This window comes from Kribbella sp. NPDC026611 (assembly GCF_040638345.1).
In the GTDB taxonomy this organism is placed as follows: domain Bacteria; phylum Actinomycetota; class Actinomycetes; order Propionibacteriales; family Kribbellaceae; genus Kribbella.
In genome coordinates this window covers 231,552-252,146 of sequence record NZ_JBEZYC010000002.1, presented here as the reverse complement: position 1 = coordinate 252,146, position 20,595 = coordinate 231,552, and the positions used below count along the sequence as shown (strand labels likewise).

The window sequence follows — 20,595 nt, the reverse complement described above, 5'->3', positions numbered from 1 at the left end:
AAATATAAAGTGTAAGGTACACACGAAGTCAAACCGTCGCGGGACGGGAGGAGTCGAACTGATGCCGTTCACCGACGATGCGCACCTGCCACCGGGGCTGGTGCTGGCTTGGGGCCTGCCGACCAAGTCGAACAAACTCGGCCGCAAGCCGACGCAGAGCGTCGAACAGATCGTCGACGCGGCCCTCGAGCTGGCAGACGCCGAGGGGTTCGCCGCGCTGTCGATGCCGAAGATCGCCCAGAAGCTCGGACTGACCGCCAATGCGATCTACAGATACGTGCGATCCCGCAACGAGCTGCTGGTACTGCTCGCCGACGCAGCCTGGGGCCCGGCACCGGACCGGGTCGCCGACGCACCCGACTGGCGAGCCGCAGCGACCATCTGGACCCAGGCGATGGTCGATCGGTGCGACGTCCACCCATGGCTCTGTGATCTCCCGATCCGCGGAGCGCCGATGACGCCGAACCTGCTCGGCTGGGCAGAGGCGATCCTGAAAGTGCTGACCGCTGTCGGGCTGACTCCGACCGAAAGCCTGTCGTGCGCTCTGCTGCTCGACGGTTACGCGCGGCGGATCGCCAGCGCGCGTCGCGACCTACGCGACACCACCACGACGTCCGTCGAGCCGGAAGCGGTGACGCGGTTCCTGGAACCTCGGCTGCAAGAACTCGGCTACATGGTCCTGGCCGACCTGATGGCCGGCAACCAGTACACCGACGAGATCCACGACGCCGACGTAACCTTCGGCCTCAACCGCATCCTGGACGGCATCGCCGCACTGATCGCAAGCAAGCGGTGAGAACAGGCTCCTGTTGATCTCGTTGTCGGCCTCTACCGCGTCTGGGAGGACATCCTGCGGCGTAGTGGGTGACCGTACTGCGCCACGTTCAGAACCACCGTCAGCCAGACGAGTGCGGTGATCCACCCTGCGAGTACGTCGGTGGCCCAGTGGTAGCCGAGGTACACCCGGCTCAGCCCCACGCCGATGCTCAACACCACCGCGCCGGCCAGCACTGCCACGCGGAGCCAGCCCACCCGGATCATCGGCCAGGTCAGCGCCGCGATCGTGCCGAAGAAGACCGTGGCATTGAGCGTATGACCGGACGGAAACGCAAAGGTCTGTGTCAATGGGCCGAGCACCACCGCCGCGTCGGGTCGCGCGCGGCCGATCAGCGCCTTCAACCCACTGGTGATCGCCGACGAGCCGATCATCGCGATCACCAGCACGACCGCAGCTCGGCGGCTCCAGCGGAAGAGGACGGCTGCTGCGATCAGACTCAGGGTGACGAGCGTGGCAGTGTTTCCGAGGAATGTGAGTCCGTGCGCGACCACGGTCAGAGCCGGTGTCCGGTGCGCCACCGCCCGCGTGGTCAGCCCGGGATCGAAGGCCGCTAGGCCGTCCGACTCCGTGGCCGCGTCGGCCAGCCCGAACAGCCCGGCCGTGCCGACGAGGACGACGGCGGCGCTCGCGGCCAGGCTACGACGGCGTGGCCGAGCTGGATCCGCGGCGTTCGTGGAGGTCATCCAGCGGTCCTTGCTCCTGGCAACGCGTCGATCGGTACGAGTCTCACCGTGCCGGCTGCGTATTCCTTCCCAACAGGCTAACCGCCCAGCGTCCCAGCTTTCTGGTAGGCGTCGACCTTGCTGTTCAGCGCCCGGGGTGCGGCTGTCCGCGCTGCGGCAGTGTTGGTAGTCATGCGCGCCAGTCCTAGACGTCGCGGCGGGCGTTGAGGACGGCCGCGATGGCGAGGGGAAGTACGGCGTATGCGGTGCAGACGAGCAGGGCTTGGGTGGGAGTCGGGGTGTTCGCCGGCGGGGGTTGGGTGGAGATGAGGGTGTTGCCGACCGTCCAGAGGTTCCACTTGGCCGGCCAGGTGGTCCAGCTGGAGACGTTCGCGGCGAGGACCGGGAGGATGAAGACGAGCCCGAGGACGGCGCTGATCGCTCCGGCGGTGTGGCGGATGATCGTGCCGAGGCCGACGCCGAGCAGGGTGATCGTGAGCAGGTAGACGACGGCGCCGAGTACGGCGCGCAGCGCGTGCGGTGACCCGAGGGAGACGTTCACTTGGGCGCTTCGCAGGCCGGCCTGGGCTACGAAGAAGCACGCGACGGCGAGCACAGTTCCGAGGACGAGAGCGATCGCGGCGGTGACCGCGGACTTTGCCAGCAGGACGGCCGAGCGGTGTGGAACCACGGTGAAGGTCGTCCGGATCTGCCCGGTGGTGTACTCCGTGCTGATCGCGAGTACCCCGAGGACGCCGAACGCCAGCTGTGCGAAAGCCAGCCCGTCGTAGCTGAGGTTCACCGGATCGAAGGCGAGCTTGTCGGCGGCGGACAGGTTGGCGTACGCGTCCGCGCGACCGGTGGCGGAGAAGAAGGCACCGGCGACCGAGACCGCGGCCGCGGCGACGAGGCTGAGCGGGGTCGAGCGGACCGAACGGAGCTTGGTCCATTCAGACGCGAGCAAGGCGATCATCGGTAGCTCCCGAAGTCGGAGTCGGCAAGGTCGAGGTAGACGTCTTCGAGCGAGCGGCCGTCGCGAGTGAACTCCGCCAACGGGCCGTCGGCGATCAGTCGACCACGCCCGATCACGACGAGGTGATCGGCGACCAGAGCCATCTCGCTCATCAGGTGGCTGGAGACGAAGACGGTCCGTCCGTCGTCGGCGAACCCGCGAAGCAGGCCGCGGATCCAGCGGATGCCTTCCGGGTCCAGGCCGTTCATCGGCTCGTCCAGGAGCAGTACGGCGGGATCGCCGAGCAGGGCGGCCGCGATGCCGAGCCGTTGGCGCATCCCGAGCGAGAACCCGCCGACGCGCCGGCTGGCGACATCCGAGAGGCCGGTGCGGTCGAGCACCTCGCCGATTCGCGCCCGAGGTAGCCGCCCGGCCTGCGCGATGCTCAGGAGGTGGTGGTACGCCGACCTGCCGCCGTGAACCCCATTCGCGTCGAGCAGCGCGCCGACCTCGCGGAGCGGCTCGCGCGCCGCGGCGTACGGCGAGCCGTTGACGAGTGCGGTGCCGGTGTCGGCGCGGTCGAGTCCGAGGAGGAGGCGGAAGGTGGTGGACTTGCCGGCGCCGTTCGGACCGAGGAACGCGGTCACGCGGCCGGGATGGACGGTCAACGTGAGGTCATCGACGGCACGGACCGAGCGGTAGTGCTTGCTGAGGTTGGTGAGTTGGATCATGTCCTCAGCGTGGTGCCGGGGGACCGGCCACGGCGTCTGGCGGGAGACAGATCTCTGGCTGCTACTTTCCGTCTGAAGAGATCTGTCTGGAGGATGATGACCGGTCGCCGGTCACCCGCCTACCGTCGTGACCATGACGCTTACCCGGATGAGGCCACGGGAGCTCGTCGCGCTCGAGTGGGTCGGCTCGATCTTGTACGGCGTACTCGTCTGGGCCCTGTTCACCCACAAGGGGGCCGCGCTGCCGTCCCTGGTTGGAACCGTGGCCGCGGTGCTCGGGCTCGGTCTGGTCCGGCGGGCGCCCGGGTGGGCGACGTTTTGTTGCTTGGTACCCCTGGTGCTGACGTCGTACGAGCCCTCGCTCGGCTTCGTCGCCGTTCCTGTTCTGTGCCTGGCAATGCTTCTTCAGCCGGGTCGGCGCGCGGCGTTGATAGCTGCCGAAGTCGGTGTGGTGGCGACTGGATTGCCGGATTTCCAGCACGCCGGCGGGGTGCTGCCGTTCGGGCTGCTGGTCCTGGGCGCGTGGATCGCCGGCCGGGTCGCGCGGCAGTTCCGGCGCCAGGCGCAGGAGCTCGCGCTGCAGCAGGAACGGCTGCGGATCGCCCGTGAGCTGCACGACATCGTCGCCCACAGCATGAGTGTGATCACCGTTCAGGCCGGTTATGGTCACCTGATCATTGACGATCATCCGGAGGAGTCCCGCGAGGCGCTCGCGACGATCGAACGAACAGGCCGGACGACACTCGCCGAGCTTCGGCGGTTGCTCGGCGTCCTCCGGTCCGACGAACAGGTCGCGCTGGCGCCGGCTCCAAGTTTACGGCAGCTGGACGAGCTGATCGCGCAGACCGCGAAGGCGGGGGTGCGGGCCGAGCTGAGGGTCGTCGGCGCGCCGGTCGAGCTTGCGGCCGGGCTGGAGTTGTCGGCGTACCGGATCGTGCAAGAGGCGCTCACGAACGTGGTGAAGCACGCGTCGACCCCGAGCGCGACCGTGGCCATCGACTACCGGCCGGACGAACTGGTCGTCGAGATCATCGATCGCGGCGAGGGCAGTGCGTTCCGGGCAGGCCATGGGCTCATCGGTCTCCGCGAGCGCGTGGCTCTGTACGACGGGACCTTCGACGCGGGACCGCTTCCGGACAAGGGATTCCGGGTCCACGCGAGGCTCCCGCTGGGCGGCGCCGGATGACGATCCGGGTGCTGATCGCCGAGGACCAGGCGCTCGTCCGTGCCGGCCTCAAAGGTATCGTCGGAACCGCGCCGGACCTGGTCGTTGTTGGCGAAGCCGGCACAGGTTCCGAGGCCGTCGAGCTCGCCGCGCGGACGCAGCCGGACGTGGTCCTGATGGACATCCGGATGCCGTCGATGGACGGTCTGGAGGCGACCCGGCTGATCACTCGATCATCGGCTGCGCGAGTGCTCATCCTGACCACATTCGATCTCGACGACTACGTGTACGCCGCACTCCGCGGCGGCGCGAGTGGCTTCCTCCTCAAAGACACGCCGCCCGTAGATCTACTCGCCGCGATCCGGATAATCGCCGCCGGCGACGCTCTCCTCGGCCCCACCATCACCCGTCGCCTGATCGAGGAGGTCCTTCACCGTCGCGAGCCGACCCGCGCGCCGACCCTGCCGCCCATCACCGAACGAGAGCGCGAAGTCCTCCTGCTAGTCGCAGACGGCCTGTCCAATGCCGAGATCGCCCAGTCGCTCTACATCGAAATCGGCACCGTCAAAACCCACATAGCCCACCTACTGACCAAGCTGAACGCCCGCGACCGCATCCAACTCGTCATCCTTGCCTTCCGCGCTGGTATCGCGGGCGCTGTGGGTCACGGTTAGGTACGCGACGAGCACTGCGAAGAGCAGCAGCCCGACCACGGTGACAGGCCCGATACCCCAGCCGACACCGCCATCGTGCTTGCTTTTGCCGAGCCAGTCGGCGACCGAGGCGCCGAGCGGCCGGGTCAGCACGTACGACGACCAGAAGGCGACAGTGACGTTGAGTCCGAGCTTCCACAGACCGAACGGCACCACGATGAGCACGCCGAAGAGCAGGATCGACCAGACGAAGCCGAGACCGAAGTCGATGGCGGTGGCGTCGCCGACAGCGGTGCCGAGGCCGAAGGTCAGCAGCACGACACCCCAGTAGAACCGCTCGCGCCGAGCGGTGGTGATCGAGTGCACCGAGATAGTGCCCTCGCTGCGCTGCCACCAGGTCAGCAGGCCGCACAACAGCACGAGGTAGACGATCGAGTCGAACCAGTACGGCGTACCGAGCGCAACGTGCGGCCCATCCGCGATCATCGTGCCGAAGAGCGCGACCCCGAGCACGGCGACCCAGTAGCGCACCGGATGGTAGGTCGTGGCCTTCAGTTGCAGGTAGAGAGCGGTGGAGAAGCTGCCAAGCCCGATGACGGCCGCCAGCGGGATACTGACGGAGCCGAGGTAGTCCGACGCGGTCTCACCGATTCCGGTGGTCAGCAGCTTGACCACCCAGAACATCAAGAACACCGCCGGAACCTTCGGGCCCATGAACACACGAGTTCGCATGGTCCGGAAGGCTAGAACGCCCAACCTGAGAACCAGCTGATCCCACCGCCGGACCGGGCCGGGGGAGAGGTTATTTCAGGTAGCGGGCGCTGATCTTGCCGGCCAGGCCCATCTGAGCGAAGGTCGCGTTCAGGGTCTTGGCGAGTTCGGGGTCCGGGACCACCCACTCGACCCGGGTGGCACCGGCTGCGCCCAGCGCTCCGACCTGGCTGTTGATCATGTTGCTGATCGTCGTCATCTGGGCGGCCTGGTCGGCCGGCATCGAGTACGGCGTGCCGTCGGCGGAGGGGGGCCCGGGACTGAACCGAGACGGATCGTAGAAGTCCCCACGGAAGGAGTACTTCGCATCCACCAGAACCTTCTCGCCCTGCGCGTTCACGTAGAAGGTGTCGAACTCCTTCCCGGCAACGTACAGCGACTGTCCGGCACCCCCTTCGCCGACCTCGGTCTGCACTCTGCGCTCCCAGGTCAGCCAGGGTTGCTGGGTGGACGAGTCGTCCCGCATCCATCCACCAGGTCCCCAGAACGCTCCGTTGAGTCGTCCCTCCGGCGACGTGCCGTCCCCCTTGCCGTCGGCGGGCTGCTCAGTGCCGAGAACGACTTTCAGCTCCGGACCGCTCGTCGAGCCAGGCTTCTCGGGTCCGGCGTTCAGCTTGCCGGGAACGTCGGTCCGGGCCGCCTGATGGCGGTCGTAGGCACCTCGTGCGCCGTCCGCGGCCGACTTGGCGAAGGCGTTGACGTCCGCGGCGTTCGGTTTGACCCCTTCGAACAGCCAGTTGCCGATGATCATGCCACCGGTCGCCGCGGTTGCACCGCTCTCGAAGGTCTCGCCGTCGCCGATGTGCTGCGCGGTGTAATGCAGGGCGGCCTCGTGGCGCTCCTGCTTCTCGACGTCGGCCTGGGTCTCGGCGTCGTTGCGCGCGTTCAGTGACTCCTTGCGCGCCTCGACGGCCCAGTCGTTGACCCACGATCCGCCGCCGTTCTTGGGCGGAATCACTTCCTGGACGGACTTGACCGACTCCACCTTGCCGCTCGGATCGAACTTACGGACCTCGGCATCGACGAAGACCGTTCCGGGTGCCGCCTTGCTCAGATCCGATGTGCCTGCCTCGCCGTACGCCGTCTGCCGGCCGAAATGATCCGACTCGGGCCCGGCGGGCGCGGCCGCCTGAGGTGTGTCGACCTTCTTCGCGTCGGGTGCTGCCGGTGTTCCTTCCGGGCGCGGCACCGGCGGTGGCAGGTCCGGAGGGCGCTTGCCGGGCGGTTGCGGGGTGGTATTGATCTCAACCATGGAAAAGGTTCCGTTCAGAAGTGTTTGGCGCCGGGACCGACGACGGACAGGTGGGCGTGGTTGAACCCGTCGGGGAAGGGCGTCAGGAAGATCTGCCGGGTGGCCGCCTCCCGAATCACCGCGGTAGTACCGGGATCCAGCCGGGACAGGTCACCGAACGGCTTGATCTCCTTGGCCGTCTCCGGCTGCCGGAAATGTGGGTCTTCCGCCCGCAGCAGGTGCTCGCTGGCCTTCGCGTAGACCGCCTGATAGCCAGGCGCCTTGGGATCTGCACCTTCCACAAACTGCCCGGCCGGCAGCCGCACATACTCCGGGGGGTGGCTGGCCGCGTCCTTGCCGCCCGGTCCGAAAAGCGCCGCGTCTTTGCCGTACTGCGCGAAGTGCGCCGCGTTCTCGGGAATCGGGAACTTGTTGGGCAGTCGGGGGAGCCCCAGGCCGTAGTTGCCGGGTGGCAGGTCGGCGGCGAGCGCCTTGACGGCCGCGCGAGACTCGGCCGGATTGTTCTGGTCGAACGAGTGGCCGCCGTACTTGCCGATGTCGAAGGCAACCCCTTCGCCGTGCGTACCTTCCCCGAAGCGGACATAGGAGACGAGTTGCAGTACGTCGGCCTGGTGCTCGGGATCGTTGCGGCGTTCGGCGGTCTTGTCCGCGAGCACCCGCAGTACCGAGAGTGCTTTCGCCTGGTCAGCGCCGATCTCGAGGGTGTGACCCTTCCCGGTCAGCTCCGCGGCGGCCTTACCGGGTTCGGCGCCGGCGGCCATCTTCTCGAGCTGCTGCCGGATGCCGGACGACTTGTCGACGACGACAACTGGGTTCTTGCCTTCGCTTAGCTCGAGCAGGTGGCGTGCGTCTTTGGCGGCCTCGGCCGGTTTGTCGGCCGGCTTGAAGTGGTCGGGCTCCGGCCGGGCCGGCGACGCGGCCTGTGGGGCGTCGACCTTGCGATCGGTCGCGGGCCGGGCCGGTTCGCCGGTGGCTCGGGGCTGATCGGCCGGCTTCACTTCGGCCGGTTTCACTGGCTCTGGACGCTTCGCCTGGTGGGGTGGCGGTGGCGGGGGCACGTCCGGTCTACGGACCGGCGGGGGAGGTGCGGTAGGAATCTCAGCCATGCTCGGCTGCCTTCCGGCGGAGGAGGTGTTGTTTCGGCCAGCGGTTGCGGAACGGCCGCAGTGCCTGGTCCACCTGCGCGGACCAGGCCGGATCGAGGACCGAACCGCCGATCGCTTGTTCGAGCAGCGACGGCGCCGAGGTACCGAACGTGACCTGATCACAAGCTGCCTGGTCGGCGATGAGGTCGTCCCACCAGCGGTCGACCAGTGCGAGCTGCTCGGCGACCGTCGTACCGGGGAATCTTCGGTGCAGCCGGAGTTCCCAGTCGTCGGAGTCCGGATGCCGGCCCTGCTCCGCGGTGGGCTGCTTCAACGCCAGCCGCACTTCGTGCAGTGCGTAGCGCCTGGCCAGGTAGCGCAGGCCGTGCGCATCGCAGTCCGGGTCCGGATCGCCGCCGCGCAAGGTCGCGCCGATCGACGCGCAGGAGTGCACAGCGAGCTCGTCCGGATCGGTGGTCGGCTGGAGCAGCGCGGATCGGCTGGCGATCGCGGCGTCGACGGCATGCGACAGGGCGCAGTCGAAGTCGCGCATCCGGATCCGGCCCGCCGGCGGCAGCATGCTGACGTCGACGGTCGGGGTGTTGTACCCGGCCAGGTGAGCCAGCACGGTGAGCTCGGACCAGATGGTCAGCCACGGATGCTCGGCCAGGAGTTGCTGGGCAGTCCGCATGTCCCGCAGCGTGCAGGCGCTGGCTCGGCATTCGGGGCCGCAGCTCTTGCTGCGGCGTTCGATCAGCGCCTCGACGGAAGCCGTCCTGGGCTTAACCTGGCGTTCGAGGTCGGTGCCGTCCGGGACCTTGATCAGCAGTGGGTGGTCCATGCCGTCGGTGAAGAAGGCGGCCTGGCCGGGGGTGAGGGTGACGACGTACCGGGACTGTGCCTCGTTCAGGTTCATCGTGGCGCCGACCGATTCGCGGTCGTCCTCGGCGGGCAGGCGGTGGACGATCTTCGCGGCGGTGTTCTTGATCACGTCGACGGCGAGTTTGCCGGGGATCTGCTCGGCGATCACCAGACCTTCGCCGTACGCACGGACCTCGGCGAGCAGCGACGCGAACATCTCGACCGCCTTGACCGCGGGTCCGGTGCCGCCCGGTTCCGCGCGCCGCAGCAGCCGATGCGCTTCCTCGATCACGGTGAGGTGCTCCAGGCCCTTGCTCTTGGCAACCTTGTCCTGCTGCCGGAGGTGCTCCGACAGCCGGATCAGCACGGCACCCATCAAGAACGCCTTGTCCGCGTCGTCGCCGACGTCCTCGATCTCCAGTACGACGTTGTGGTCGCGCAGCCGGTCGAACTGGATCGCGTGCCCGCCTTCGAAGAACCGACCGGTGGTACCGAGTCGCAGACTGCTCAGCCGGACCTTGATGAAGCCGCTGACGTCGGCAGATGCCTCCTTGCCATACCCGATGTCGGTGACGACCTGCGCCGCGACTCGTTGCAGGTCGGCGAGCGTCGGGTACCGCGGCTTGCCGTCCTTGACCAGCGGCTCACCCAGGGTGAGGTCCCAGCCCAGCTCCTCGTAACTTCGGACCAGCGCCGTCGACAGGATCTGCGGGAACGGCTCGTGGGACTCGAACGCGGCCAGGAAGAGCGCCCTGAGCAGGTCGATGTGGGTCTGCAGGCTGAAGCCCTCGGCCGGTTCCAACGGGTTGAAACCCGCCGGAGCCACGCCCGGATCGCCGGGCCGGATCACGATTACGTCGCCACCGTGCGCGGCCAGCCGAGTGGCCATCTGCGCGTACTCGGCCTTCGCCGGCTCGACCACCAGCCAGGACAGACCCTGCCGGCTCGCCTCGGTGAGGAGGTGCCGAACGGTTTGTGACTTGCCCGCACCGGTCGCGCCGCAGACGAAGGTGTGCCGGTTCAGCGTCTCCCGGCTCAGTGTCGCCACCTCGGCCACCTGCCCGGCCTCGTCGAGTATGTTGCCGAGGGCAAGGGATGGGCCGTGCAGCTCGGCCGGTTGTTCCTGGGTCATGTCGAAGGTGTGCGGTTCGACGACTCGCAGCCCCGGCAGTTCCCGCTGCGGCGGACGGGTCAGCGTGACCACCAGGTCGGATCCGGCCACAAGAGCCGTGTGCTCGGTCTCCTGCAACGCAGCGGTCAGAGTCGTCGCCTTCGGTCCGGCGCTCAGTACGTACGGCAACCGGTCGAGATCGGCTGCGGAGCACAATGTCGCGGCCGTACTGACCGTCCTGCCCTCGTCGTCGCCTCCGACGAGCACCCGGATTCGCCAGCTACCGCCGAGCTGTGCCCGGCTGAGTTCGCGATGCCGGCCCTGCTTGCGTTCGAGCTCGATCCGTTTTGCCTCCCCGACCTCGCTCCGGGTCAGCGGCAGGATCTCGGTGACGAGCCGGTCGAGCTGCGGCCGGACGTCCGCGGGCTGCAGCGGTTCCGCGATCACCAGCCACGCGAACGGCGTACCGAGATGTGCGGCGTAGCGTTCGAAGGCGCCACGCCGTACGGCGGACTCGCCCTGCTTGCCTGGGTCCGGCGCCCACAACGCGTCCGGCAGCAGCTGGCACGGGACCCAGTGCTCGAATTCCTTCAACTGTGCAAGGGCCTCCAGCTCGGGTACGGCGACCGCCGCGGCCCCCGGCGGGAACAGAATGGGCCGCGGCGTCTCCTTCGGCAGGTCGTCGTCGGTGTCCTTGGTCGCAGGTGGGAAACCCGGCCGGCCGCCGAGCAGGAACTGCATCGTTACTTTGCCGGGAGGCCTGATCCAGGCACTGCACAAGGCCGGCGCAGTCGGTCCCGGATTGTGGGTCAGCTCGGCGTGGGCGCCGGCGACCGCCGCAAGCAGCGGGTCCGGCTCGTCGGCCCGCGGACCGCCCGAACTGTCCCTGCTGTCCCTGCCGTATTTGTCGGAGACCGGCACCCGGACCAGGCGGTGGAAGTCGAATCCGTCCAGAGCAGTCATCGTCGCCTGCTCACGCCGGAGTCAGCGAGACGCGGTCGAACAGGCAGATGCCCGGATTGGCGTCGACCATGATCACCCGCCGGCCGTGCCCGGAGTTGTCGACCAGGAGGTACATGGTCTCCGGCAGGCCCATGATCTGGCTCGGCTCGACCTCGAACTCGTAGACCCGGCTGGACGCGGTGGTGGTGCTGATGTTGTCGGCGGTCGACCAGTTCCGGCCGCCGGTCCAGCTGTGTCCACGGTTGTCGTTCAGGTCCGTACCAGGCCCGCGGATCAGCCGCTGCTTGGTGGAACTGCCCCGGCTGGTGTTGGCGGTGAAGCTGTCGCTGCTGCCGTCGGTCATGGTCTTGCCGACCTGGCGGCTCACCTGGTGCAGCACGAACTTGTAGCCCTTGCCGATGAACTCCGCGGCGATGTTGGCGTCGCGGTGGTTGTACATCTTCATGATGCAGACGGCACCACCGGTACCGGCCGTCTTCTCCAGATCGCCCTGAGGCTGATCGATCATCAGCACCAGCCTGACCTTCGCGTTGCGGGCGTGCTCGGCGAAGATCCGCAGCGTCTCCGCGCCGAGGTGATCGGCACCGGCGACGACCAGGACGTCGCCGAGCCGGCGACTGCCACCCAACGCGCACTGGGCGAGCTGCAGGACGAGGTGGTCCAGGACGTCCTTGAGGTCGTCCCGCCCGCCGGCCGTGGCGAGGACGGACACATCGTCCGGGGACCAGAGCGGGTCTGCGGTCACGCCGCCGGGCAGGACCGCGGCCAGGTTGGCGAGCTGACTGCCCAGGTAGCGCAGCTGCCGGGTGGTCCACTCGTTCTGATCGATGTCACCGATGTGTTCGGCCAGCCGGCTCGTCTCGAGGTCGGTCAGCTCACGACTCGCGGAGCCCTGCAAGAGCACCTGTACGCCGGCTGCCAGCCGGGCGAAGGTGAACGGCCACTCGAGGCAGCCGGCGACGATCCGGACGGTCTGGGTGACGAGCGCCCGCTCGTGGCGCATGTCCGAGCCTTCGGCCCGCGGGGCGAGTGCCGTTGCGATGCACTCCGGTAACTGGGCCGGAACGACGCTGTTCAGGAGGTCGACGGATCGACCGCCCTCGCCGAGTTCGACAACGCGGGTACGGCGCCCGCCGGCGGCCGCGACCCTCGCCAGTCCGCCGCCGACCTGCTGACCGGTGAAGTCGATGACGGTGATCCGCTGCCCCTGGGACAGCGAAGCGGCGCCCAAGGTCACGGCCAGGCTCGCCCAGCCGTGCCGGCGCGGATCTCCGCCGAACACGTCGACGCGGACCGGGTCCGAGATCGGCTGGACGGGGTACCAGAGCGGTCCGCGGGCGCGCCGCTCCGCCTCCTGTTCGGCTTCCCAGGATTGCGCCTGGTGCCGGCGTACCGCTTCCTGCCATTGCGCGACCGCGCGCTGGTGCCGTTCCTTCTCCGCTGCCCGCGCGGCCAGGTAGGGTCGCTCGAACGAGGCGATGGCGGCCGAGGCACGCCGTACGGCGCCGAGGCCCTGAAGCACCCGGATGCCCAGAATCGCCGCCAGCACGATGATCCCGACGCTGTAGACCTGCTCGGCCGACGAACCGAACGAGGCGACGTTGGACTCGATCGTGACCTGGTAGGCGATGAAGGCGACCACGGCGATCGTCGTGAAGGCAATCCGCCAGACCAGCTTGGTGACTGCCTTGGATCGTGCCCCGCGCAATGACGAGGTGTCCGGCCGGGGCAGCTCGACCCAGGGTGCGGGTGCCTCGGGCGCCTCGGTCTGGACCGGCAGAACCGGCTGGGACACCTGCCAGCCCCATCGGGCAGGCGGAGAAAAGATACGAGTCGCGAGCTGCTCCGGCCAGTCCTGCTCCGGTGTTGAAGTGGGCCAGCTGGTCCGGTCGCGAACGGGCCGATAGTTGTCAGACATCCGGATCCCCCAGTCTTGTGCGTGACCACAAGCATCCGGAGCCGCCTTCAGCCAGCCTTAAAGTCAGGGCGGGCGGGGGCCGAACGGGAGGGCGTCCTGGAGGCCTTTGCGGGAGGTGATCTGGAGTTTCGTGAAGACCTTGCGGAGGTGCCATTCGACGGTTCGGGCGCTGAGGAAGAGTTCTTCGGCGATCTGGGCGTTGGTTCGGCCGGAGCGGGCCAGGCGGGCGATGTGGAGCTGGTCGCGCGCGTCGAGGCGTCGGTCCGCCCGGCGGAGCCACTCGCCGTGCGCGAGCATGTGGCTAGTGTCGGTTGAGGGGTGTGCCCTCCACCAGTAGCCATTCGTTCTGATCTGGATCGCGGAAGGAGATTGCGCGGAAGCCGGTCGGCAGGTCCCGGATCGGACCGGGCGCAGCGCCACGCTCGATGAGCTCGGATCGCGCCGCCTCGAGGTCCGGCACCGTCAGGAGCACGCAGCAGGGGCCTGGCCGAGTGGTGACGATCCCGCTGCTGAAGAGGATGGAGCAGGTCGAGCCGGGTGGCGTCAGCCGGACCACCCGGGAGCCGTCGTCGGTCGTCACGTCGAGGTCGAGCCGGAAGCCGAGCGCGCGGTAGAAATGCCGGGACCGATCGGCATCGGACACCGGTACGACGACGGCCTCGAGTGTGGTCTCCATGGAAGAACTCCTTCGACGATGTCCCTCGATCGTCACCGGCCCCGACCGTCGTCGCGCCCGGGAGAATCCCTGGTTCCTACCTCAGCGGCCCGACCCTCGGCGTCCCGACCCTCGGGCGTCCTGACCCTTGGCGTCCCGACCCGCTGAGGCCGGAGCGACCGGCAGCGTTTGTCTACCCCAGATTGGTGCGGTTGCTCGGTGGTGGTCGACGACGTCCGGTCGTACTGTCGAGAAGGGGCGGCTGGTGCCGTGCCCGGGTCTGGGCGTGGGAGGGGCTCCAATGGTTGATTCGGTTGCACCGCACGGGCTGCACCACGTGACTGCCATCGCGGAGGATCCGCAGCGCAACGTCGACTTCTACACGACGGTGCTGGGGCTTCGGCTGGTGAAACGGACCGTTAACTTCGACGCCCCGGACACCTATCACCTCTACTACGGCGATTCCTCGGGCCGGCCGTCGACCCTGTTGACGTTCTTCCCCTGGCCCGGGGCGCCGAACGGCAAACAGGGCACCGGTCTCACCACAGCCACGGCGTTCAGCGTCCCGCCGGAGTCCCTCGGCTGGTGGCAGCAACGGCTCCAGACCCTCGGTGTCGACGCGGACGCGCCGGTCGCCGGTGCTGACGAGGAGGTGTTGCGGCTGCGCGATCCCGACGGCCTGGTGATCGAGTTGGTCGCCTCCGATGGCGACACCCGCTCCGGTTGGGACGGCGTCGCGGCCATACCGTTCGACAACGCGATCCGTGGTCTCTTCTCGGTGACCATGACGGAGCAGTTGCTCGACCCGACGGCCGAGATGCTCGACGGCTTGCTGGGGATGCAGCACGGCGGGGACACCAGCGATGGGACTCGGTTCGTGATGTCGGGTGGAGCCGAGGGTACGGCGGTGGACGTCCGGCCCAGCAACGAGAATCGCGGCGTCCAGGCGGCCGGTACGGTTCACCACATCGCCTTCCGGGCGCCGGACGGGGAGACACAGGCGAAGTGGCGCCTCGACCTGATCGAGGCCGGAGTACAAGTCACCGAGATCCTCGACCGTCAGTACTTCACCTCCATCTACTTCCGTGAACCAGGCGGCGTCCTCCTGGAGATCGCGACCGACCAGCCGGGCTTCACGGTGGACGAACCGCTGCTGGAGCTCGGCCAGCACCTGAAGCTCCCGCCCTGGCTCGAACCGAACCGCGAGCAGATCGAGAACACATTGCCCTCGCTGCGCGTGCCACCGGCTCCGAAGCCCGACGACTGATGAGCGAGGACCCGCTCCGGCGGCCGCACATCTGGCAGCCAGGTTCGACCGCGCCGCCGCTGCTGTTGCTGCACGGCACGGGTGGCGACGAGCGCGATCTTCTCGTACTGCGACAGCACCTGGCGCCTGACGCTCCGGTGCTGTCGCCGCGAGGGACCGTGTCGGAGCAGGGGATGGCCCGATTCTTCCGAAGGCTGCGGGAGGGGGTGTTCGACGAGGATGACCTTCGGCTGCGCGCCGACGAGCTTGCCGCATTCCTTGCCGCTGCGGAGTCGAAGTACGACGTGGCTCCTGGTTCCTGGATGGCGGTCGGCTTCTCCAACGGAGCGAACATGGCGTCCGCGTTGCTCCTACGCCACCCAGAGTCGCTGGTCGGCGCGGTACTGCTGGCCGCGATGGTGCCCTTCGCGGAGGACGAGCCTCGCGACCATGGTCTGGCCGGCAAGCGGGTGCTGATCGTCAACGGCGACAGCGATCCGATGGCCAAGTACGAGCAGACGAACAGGCTGGCTGAACAACTCCGCCGCCGAGACGCCGAGGTCTCGCTGCTGCCGTTCCCCGGCGGCCACACCATCGACGCACGTCAACTTCCTCGGATCAGGACGTTCATCCATGCCGTCGGGGAGCGGACGTGACGTCGCCCGAGTCCTTCGTACGCCGCAGCGCGCACCCGCCGATTTTGAGTTCATGCTGCGTGGTCGAGCAGTGACCAGCGGGGGTCGTCATTGGTCCAATGGTTGACGAGCGCGTTGACGGCGAGCCGGTGCACCGTGGGGTCGAGGATCCCGCCGTCGGTCGCCGCCTCGAGGATCTCGAGGTAGGTCGCGATCGACTCGATCGGCAGCGTCTTGGCGATCGGAGCCACCGAGGTCGCAACGTCGCGCATGTCGATGAGCGAGAAGACGCCGGCGAGGTTCGCGCCTTCGCTCTGCAGTTCGTCCGCGAACGCTTCGAGCGCCTTGCCCGACGAGACCGCATCATCGACGAGCAGTACCCGCCGCCCGGCGACCGCGGCTCCCCGAACGCGCGGTTCGTGGTCCTCGTGCCCGACGTACCCGGGCTTGCGAACAAACGCGAACGGGAGACCGCCGGCCAGCGCGACGGCGGTCGCCAACGGGACCCCGCCCGTCTCGGCGCCGACGACAACATCCACGCCGAGCCGGTGCGCGAACTCCGCTCCCGGTACCGCAAGGTCATGCAGCAACCGCGGATCGCCGTACGCATTCTCATTGGCGAGCGGGTGCAACGGCAGCCGCGTCTTCATGTCCCACCGCGAGATCCCGGGCCGGACCAACCCCGGCACGGCAGCAAGCCGAGCAACAAGCTCTCCCTCCGGCCGCGGTACGGAGGCAAGCCGAGCAACATCACCGCGGTCGACAACCCTTGTTCGCCGGGGATTCGCCAAAGTCATCTGTTTCGTGTCCATACCGTCGACGATCCCGCCGCATCACCTTCGTCGCGCCCGTAGTACTCCCTGGCGCTGCCCCTGGCCTGCCGGTCGGTGTACGCGGGGCAGTCAGCGGGCCCGGCGGTGGTGCACGACCAGGGCGGCGATGAACCCAAGCGTCACCAGCCCGAAGCCAATTCCGATCAACGGATTGACACCCAGCGACGATGTGGTCGCGTTCCCCGCGGCGCTGATCAACAGCCCCGCCCAAAGCGCGGTACGCAATGCCGATCCGCGCGGCCTGGGCGATCGTACGACGGGGCCGCGCTCGGCTGTAGTGGAGATCCGGTACGGGTCAACCATGACTGCTCCTCAAAGACGTTGTGCTTGTCACCAACGCTAAAGACGCCTCCACCGCCGAACCATCCAGCAACCACCCCAACCGCCCTACAGCAGGCTTCACCGTTCGACGTGCCACCCGCCCCCGCCGCAGGAGTGGCTAGCCACCGCACTACCGGCTCTGGCGTGCGCAGGCGTGGATCCTCGTCGCCCTGCCTCGCCCTGCCGTGCCTCGCCGTGCCTCGCCCTGCTCTGTGCTGCCGTGCCCTGCTTCGTCCTGCTCTGCCCTGCCCGGCCGGTATCGGCTATCGGGCGGATCGCCGGGTGGTCGGCGTGCTGCGGTGGCTCGGTGAGGTGCCGCGGGGGTAGAGCCTGCTGTACCGCCGGGGTGCCTGCTGATGGGATGTTGGTGGGGGTTCGGGCTTCGTAGCGTTGCGGTATGTCCACGCAGTACGTGAAGACCGAAAGGCGAGTCGATGTCGGTAACGATTGATCCGGGTCTCGAGATCGTTCGAGCAGCATCCCCGAGCGACGGCACCGCGGTACGGGTGGAGCGGATCACGCGGATCTACGACGCCGGCGGACAGCCGGTCGTGGCCCTCGACGGCGTCGACGCGACGTTTGCCAGCGGCACCTTCACCGCCGTGATGGGGGCGTCGGGATCAGGGAAGAGCACCCTCCTGCAGACCGCGGCGGGGTTGGAACGCCCGACCTCGGGACGCGTCTGGATCGGTGCTCACGAGTTGTCGCGGCTGTCGGAGGCGGCTCTCACCCGGCTGCGCCGGAACGAGATCGGCTTCGTGTTCCAGCAGTTCAATCTGGTCGGTGCGCTGACCGTCGAGGAGAACATCACGCTGCCGCTGCGACTGTCCGGCGTACGACCGGATCGCCGGTGGCTGGCCGAGATCGTCGAGCGCGTCGGGGTCGCGGACCGCCTGCATCATCGACCGGTCGAGCTGTCGGGCGGGCAGCAGCAGCGGGTCGCCATCGCGCGGGCGCTTGCGATCCGGCCGACGGTGGTCTTCGCGGACGAGCCGACGGCCGCACTCGACAGTCAGACCGCGGCTGACGTTCTGGCGCTGCTGCGATCGATCGTGGACGACCACGATCAAACGATCATCATGGTCACCCACGACCCGCTCACGGCGTCGTACGCCGACCGTATGCTCGCCCTGGCCGACGGCCGGATCGTCGCCGACTCGCCGTCAACCCTGGCTGGAGGAGCGGCATGACCGGATGGGGGAGCGGCGTGACCGGGTGGAGGAGCGGCATGACCGGGTGGAGGAGCGGCATGACCGGGCTGGCTCTCCGCCTGCTCCGGCAGCGACCGGGCAGTGTGCTCGCGACGCTGATCGGGCTCGCCGCGGGCGTCATGATCCTGACGGGTACGGGCGCGCTGGTCGAGTCGGGCCTTCGCCACAAACCCGAGTCGCACCTGTACGGCGCTGCCGATCTCGTCGTCGCCAAACGCGACATCACCTTCACCAGCAAGGAATTCGGTGGTGACACGAACACCACGACGGTTCCCCTCCCCGAGCGCGGCACCGTCCCGGTCGGCCTGGTCGGTCAGCTCCGGAGCGTGCCGGGGATTGCCAAGGTCGTTCCTGATCAGTCGATCCCGATTGTCGCCGCTGGTCGCCAGGTGATCGGCCATCCCTGGAGCGTCACCACGCTGGCGCAGTCGAAGCTGGTTGCCGGGAGCAAACCTGCAACGAACGATCAGATCGTGGTCGACCGAAGCCTGGTCCCCGGCGGTTCGCTCAAAATCGGTCATCCGATCGAGCTGGTGATCGACGGGATCGCTCACCGCTACACGGTCAGCGGAATCGCCGAGAGCCCCGCGGGAGCGCCGACATCCAGACGTGATACTCCAGGCGTGTTCTTCACCGACGCCGGGGCGGCTGCGCTCGCCCCGCATCCCGGTCAGGTAGATGTCATCGCCGTCGTCGAGTCCGCTCACGCCGATCGAGCAGCTGTCGCCTCGGCCGTCGAGAAGATTGCCACCTCGGCGTCCGCGACGTCGTACGTCGACGGTGATCGGGGAATGGTCGAACGGTCGGACTTGTCTGCGGCCCGAGACCTGCTGATCCAGGTCGGCGCGGCGCTCGGTGGTTACGTCGTGATGCTGATCGTCTTCGTCGTGGCCGGCACGGTCGGCCTGTCGATCCGGAGCCGCCGTCGCGAGCTGGCGTTGCTGAGGGCAACGGGCGCCACGCCGGGTCAGCTCCGGCGGATGCTGATGGCAGAGGCCGCAATCCTCGGTGGCATCGCCTCGATCGTCGGTATCCCCGCCGGGCTGCTGGCCAGCCGGTGGATGGGCGACCAACTCGTCGCTCGGGCCTTCGTACCGGCCGACTTCCCGCTGGCGATCGGGATCCTGGCGGCTCCGGCCGCCGCACTTCTGATCATCTTGCTCGCTGTGACTGCAGCCCTGCTGGCCGCACGTCGGATCTCCGGCATCCGACCGGTCGAAGCATTGACCGACGCGGCAGTCGAACCGGCGCGAAGCAGCAGGGTCCGCCTCGGCTTCGGCTTGGCCGCGCTGATCGGTGGAGTATCGTCCAGTGCCGTCGCGGTCGGCGTCGGTGGGCAGGCGGCACTCGCCGGCGCGATCAGCATGCTGTACCTCTTCGTCATCGCCGTCGCCCTGCTGGCACCCTGGATCAACCGTGGCGCGGCCGGGATGCTCGATCCTCTTCTTCGCCGTGGCTGGGGCAACAGCGGATACCTCGCCGCGAAGAATCTGAAGGCGAACGCGCGCGGGACGGCGACCGTGCTCACGGCGCTGGTCCTGACCGTCGGCTTCGGCGGCTCCGTGTGGTTCCTCCAGGACAACTTGCAGCGGCAGACCGTGGCGCAGACCCGCGCCGGCACGCTCGCGCAGTACACCCTGGTGTCACCGACGGGCCTGTCGGTGGACGCCGCGGCGAAGGTCCGCAACGTCCCCGGAGTGGAAGCGGCAACCGGCGTACGGCGTACCTCGGTGATCGTGAAGATCCTCGACGGCGTCGAAGCCGTCGCCGCCCAAGCGATCGACCCGTCCGACGCCACCGCGATCGACCTCGAGATCAAGAAAGGCTCCCTGGCAGACCTGAACCGCGACTCCGTCGCGGTCTCCGAGACCCGCGCCTCCGCACAGGGCTGGAAGGTCGGCGACACTGCCACCCTCTGGCTGGCCGACGGGACACCGAAGACGTTGCGAGTGGCCGCGATCTATGCCCGCGGTCTCGCCTTCGGCGACTTCGTTCTGGATCGGTCGACCACCGGCGGCGCACCCGACGAAGTACTGATCCGCGCCTCGTCCACGGTCCACATCCCCGGCGCGACGTTGATCCCCACCAGTCAACGCGCGGTGAAGATCGGCAAGGACCTGGCCATCAGCGCCTGGCTCAACAAACTCCTGATCGCTGTGATGATCGGCTACGCCGCCCTCGCCGCCGCCAACACGATGATCATGGCCGCCCTCGCCCGCCGCCGCGAACTGGCAGTCCTGCGCCTGACTGGCGTCACCAAACGCCAACTCAAACGAATGGTCAACGCCGAACAAGCAGCCCTCCTGGGCGTCGCCCTGGCGATCGGCACCACCATCGCAGCCGTCACCTTGACCGCAGTACTCCGCACCATCACGGGCAGTGCCCTCCCGTACATCCCCGCAGCCGGCTGGCTGGCCGTACTGGGCGGTGCAACCCTCCTGGCGATGACCACCACCATCCTCCCCATCACCCACCTGCTCCGCAAAGCTCCCCTCACCCAAGCCGGCACCAGGGAATAGCAACTGGTAAATACCATCGCGGCGGCCGGCCCGGGCAGCGGGGCTGGCTACAGCCGCTAATAAATCGCCAGCAGCAATTGTTGGTATTTACCAGTGCGCAAGGTCGAACATTGCTTATGTTGGGTCCATTCGAAAAGTTCGTCAGAACTCTTGCAGTTCACTCCGGCGGCATTCATGCTCGACCAGGACGCGGGCTTCCGCCCATCCTTGCCG

Annotated in this window: 19 protein-coding genes; 7 read left to right on the top strand and 12 right to left on the bottom strand. The window is 68.1% G+C overall.

Features of this window, described 5'->3' with window-relative positions; genetic code table 11:
• Positions 1-61: 61 nt before the first annotated feature.
• Positions 62-796: a TetR/AcrR family transcriptional regulator gene (locus AB0E69_RS07340; RefSeq protein ID WP_360141102.1), complete on the top strand. Its 735-nt coding sequence runs from the start codon at positions 62-64 to the stop codon at positions 794-796.
• A 32-nt stretch (positions 797-828) separates the two neighbouring features.
• On the opposite strand, the gene AB0E69_RS07335 is transcribed toward AB0E69_RS07340, so the two are convergent.
• From AB0E69_RS07335 to AB0E69_RS07325, 3 genes are all read right to left on the bottom strand, one after another.
• On the bottom strand, positions 829-1,521 hold the full coding sequence (locus tag AB0E69_RS07335) for a phosphatase PAP2 family protein (RefSeq protein WP_360141099.1): 693 nt from the start codon (positions 1,519-1,521) through the stop codon (positions 829-831).
• A gap of 184 nt (positions 1,522-1,705) precedes the next feature.
• A complete protein-coding gene (locus AB0E69_RS07330; protein WP_360141096.1) occupies positions 1,706-2,473 on the bottom strand; it encodes an ABC transporter permease in 768 nt (255 codons plus the stop codon).
• Positions 2,470-3,183, bottom strand: coding sequence for an ATP-binding cassette domain-containing protein (locus AB0E69_RS07325; RefSeq protein ID WP_360141093.1), 714 nt, complete (start codon positions 3,181-3,183; stop codon positions 2,470-2,472). The genes AB0E69_RS07330 and AB0E69_RS07325 overlap by 4 nt, the downstream gene beginning before the upstream one ends.
• Before the next feature lie 148 nt (positions 3,184-3,331).
• Between AB0E69_RS07325 and AB0E69_RS07320 the strand changes: the two genes are divergently transcribed.
• Together AB0E69_RS07320 and AB0E69_RS07315 are read left to right on the top strand one after the other, a co-directional pair.
• Positions 3,332-4,369, top strand: a complete 1,038-nt coding sequence (locus AB0E69_RS07320) for a histidine kinase (protein WP_360141090.1) — start codon at positions 3,332-3,334, stop codon at positions 4,367-4,369.
• Complete coding sequence (locus AB0E69_RS07315; protein ID WP_360141087.1) at positions 4,366-5,022, top strand: response regulator transcription factor; 657 nt, start codon at positions 4,366-4,368, stop codon at positions 5,020-5,022. Before AB0E69_RS07320 ends, AB0E69_RS07315 begins: the two co-directional genes overlap by 4 nt.
• On the opposite strand, the gene AB0E69_RS07310 is transcribed toward AB0E69_RS07315, so the two are convergent.
• The 7 genes from AB0E69_RS07310 to AB0E69_RS07280 all read right to left on the bottom strand — a co-directional run bounded on the left by AB0E69_RS07310 (position 4,933) and on the right by AB0E69_RS07280 (position 13,638).
• Entirely contained in the window at positions 4,933-5,733 is an 801-nt protein-coding gene (locus AB0E69_RS07310) for a hypothetical protein (protein ID WP_360141084.1), read from the bottom strand. The two genes, AB0E69_RS07315 and AB0E69_RS07310, sit on opposite strands and share 90 nt — an antisense overlap.
• Positions 5,734-5,803: 70 nt before the next feature.
• Positions 5,804-7,024 (bottom strand): hypothetical protein, encoded by a 1,221-nt coding sequence (locus tag AB0E69_RS07305; RefSeq protein ID WP_360141081.1) that lies wholly within the window; start codon positions 7,022-7,024, stop codon positions 5,804-5,806.
• A gap of 14 nt (positions 7,025-7,038) precedes the next feature.
• A complete protein-coding gene (locus AB0E69_RS07300; RefSeq protein ID WP_360141078.1) occupies positions 7,039-8,037 on the bottom strand; it encodes a hypothetical protein in 999 nt (332 codons plus the stop codon).
• 85 nt (positions 8,038-8,122) lie between these two features.
• Positions 8,123-11,044, bottom strand: coding sequence for an ATP-binding protein (locus AB0E69_RS07295; protein ID WP_360141075.1), 2,922 nt, complete (start codon positions 11,042-11,044; stop codon positions 8,123-8,125).
• Positions 11,045-11,054: 10 nt separating this feature from the next.
• A complete protein-coding gene (locus AB0E69_RS07290; RefSeq protein WP_360141072.1) occupies positions 11,055-12,839 on the bottom strand; it encodes a hypothetical protein in 1,785 nt (594 codons plus the stop codon).
• Positions 12,840-13,025: 186 nt separating this feature from the next.
• The gene (locus AB0E69_RS07285) at positions 13,026-13,259 is read right to left on the bottom strand and encodes a helix-turn-helix transcriptional regulator (protein ID WP_360141069.1); all 234 of its coding nucleotides are present in this window, start codon (positions 13,257-13,259) and stop codon (positions 13,026-13,028) included.
• A gap of 4 nt (positions 13,260-13,263) precedes the next feature.
• Positions 13,264-13,638, bottom strand: a complete 375-nt coding sequence (locus AB0E69_RS07280) for a VOC family protein (RefSeq protein WP_360141066.1) — start codon at positions 13,636-13,638, stop codon at positions 13,264-13,266.
• Between the two features lie 280 nt (positions 13,639-13,918).
• Between AB0E69_RS07280 and AB0E69_RS07275 the strand changes: the two genes are divergently transcribed.
• Positions 13,919-14,884 (top strand): ring-cleaving dioxygenase, encoded by a 966-nt coding sequence (locus AB0E69_RS07275; RefSeq protein ID WP_360141063.1) that lies wholly within the window; start codon positions 13,919-13,921, stop codon positions 14,882-14,884.
• Complete coding sequence (locus tag AB0E69_RS07270; protein ID WP_360141060.1) at positions 14,884-15,519, top strand: alpha/beta hydrolase-fold protein; 636 nt, start codon at positions 14,884-14,886, stop codon at positions 15,517-15,519. The genes AB0E69_RS07275 and AB0E69_RS07270 overlap by 1 nt, the downstream gene beginning before the upstream one ends.
• A gap of 50 nt (positions 15,520-15,569) precedes the next feature.
• On the opposite strand, the gene AB0E69_RS07265 is transcribed toward AB0E69_RS07270, so the two are convergent.
• The gene (locus AB0E69_RS07265) at positions 15,570-16,148 is read right to left on the bottom strand and encodes a phosphoribosyltransferase family protein (RefSeq protein WP_360141057.1); all 579 of its coding nucleotides are present in this window, start codon (positions 16,146-16,148) and stop codon (positions 15,570-15,572) included.
• Positions 16,149-16,400: 252 nt separating this feature from the next.
• Positions 16,401-16,634 carry a hypothetical protein gene (locus AB0E69_RS07260; RefSeq protein WP_360141054.1) on the bottom strand — a complete coding sequence of 78 codons (234 nt, stop codon included), beginning with the start codon at positions 16,632-16,634 and terminating at the stop codon, positions 16,401-16,403.
• 452 nt (positions 16,635-17,086) lie between these two features.
• Between AB0E69_RS07260 and AB0E69_RS07255 the strand changes: the two genes are divergently transcribed.
• Both AB0E69_RS07255 and AB0E69_RS07250 read left to right on the top strand, forming a co-directional pair.
• Positions 17,087-17,842 (top strand): ABC transporter ATP-binding protein, encoded by a 756-nt coding sequence (locus tag AB0E69_RS07255; protein ID WP_360141051.1) that lies wholly within the window; start codon positions 17,087-17,089, stop codon positions 17,840-17,842.
• Positions 17,843-17,880: 38 nt separating this feature from the next.
• A complete protein-coding gene (locus AB0E69_RS07250; RefSeq protein ID WP_360141048.1) occupies positions 17,881-20,382 on the top strand; it encodes an FtsX-like permease family protein in 2,502 nt (833 codons plus the stop codon).
• The last annotated feature ends 213 nt before the right edge of the window (positions 20,383-20,595 follow it).

Excerpts from the sequence above, each read along its gene's own strand:
- AB0E69_RS07305 (WP_360141081.1), bottom strand. The coding sequence starts at position 7,024 with ATGGTTGAGATCAATACCACCCCGCAACCGCCCGGCAAGCGCCCTCCG.
- AB0E69_RS07280 (WP_360141066.1), bottom strand. The coding sequence starts at position 13,638 with ATGGAGACCACACTCGAGGCCGTCGTCGTACCGGTGTCCGATGCCGAT.
- AB0E69_RS07335 (WP_360141099.1), bottom strand. The coding sequence starts at position 1,521 with ATGACCTCCACGAACGCCGCGGATCCAGCTCGGCCACGCCGTCGTAGC.
- AB0E69_RS07270 (WP_360141060.1), top strand. The coding sequence starts at position 14,884 with ATGAGCGAGGACCCGCTCCGGCGGCCGCACATCTGGCAGCCAGGTTCG.
- AB0E69_RS07340 (WP_360141102.1), top strand. The coding sequence starts at position 62 with ATGCCGTTCACCGACGATGCGCACCTGCCACCGGGGCTGGTGCTGGCT.
- AB0E69_RS07330 (WP_360141096.1), bottom strand. The coding sequence starts at position 2,473 with ATGATCGCCTTGCTCGCGTCTGAATGGACCAAGCTCCGTTCGGTCCGC.
- AB0E69_RS07285 (WP_360141069.1), bottom strand. The coding sequence starts at position 13,259 with ATGCTCGCGCACGGCGAGTGGCTCCGCCGGGCGGACCGACGCCTCGAC.
- AB0E69_RS07255 (WP_360141051.1), top strand. The coding sequence starts at position 17,087 with ATGTCGGTAACGATTGATCCGGGTCTCGAGATCGTTCGAGCAGCATCC.
- AB0E69_RS07265 (WP_360141057.1), bottom strand. The coding sequence starts at position 16,148 with ATGAAGACGCGGCTGCCGTTGCACCCGCTCGCCAATGAGAATGCGTAC.
- AB0E69_RS07260 (WP_360141054.1), bottom strand. The coding sequence starts at position 16,634 with ATGGTTGACCCGTACCGGATCTCCACTACAGCCGAGCGCGGCCCCGTC.
- AB0E69_RS07295 (WP_360141075.1), bottom strand. The coding sequence starts at position 11,044 with ATGACTGCTCTGGACGGATTCGACTTCCACCGCCTGGTCCGGGTGCCG.
- AB0E69_RS07310 (WP_360141084.1), bottom strand. The coding sequence starts at position 5,733 with ATGCGAACTCGTGTGTTCATGGGCCCGAAGGTTCCGGCGGTGTTCTTG.
- AB0E69_RS07275 (WP_360141063.1), top strand. The coding sequence starts at position 13,919 with ATGGTTGATTCGGTTGCACCGCACGGGCTGCACCACGTGACTGCCATC.
- AB0E69_RS07315 (WP_360141087.1), top strand. The coding sequence starts at position 4,366 with ATGACGATCCGGGTGCTGATCGCCGAGGACCAGGCGCTCGTCCGTGCC.
- AB0E69_RS07250 (WP_360141048.1), top strand. The coding sequence starts at position 17,881 with ATGACCGGGTGGAGGAGCGGCATGACCGGGCTGGCTCTCCGCCTGCTC.
- AB0E69_RS07325 (WP_360141093.1), bottom strand. The coding sequence starts at position 3,183 with ATGATCCAACTCACCAACCTCAGCAAGCACTACCGCTCGGTCCGTGCC.
- AB0E69_RS07320 (WP_360141090.1), top strand. The coding sequence starts at position 3,332 with ATGAGGCCACGGGAGCTCGTCGCGCTCGAGTGGGTCGGCTCGATCTTG.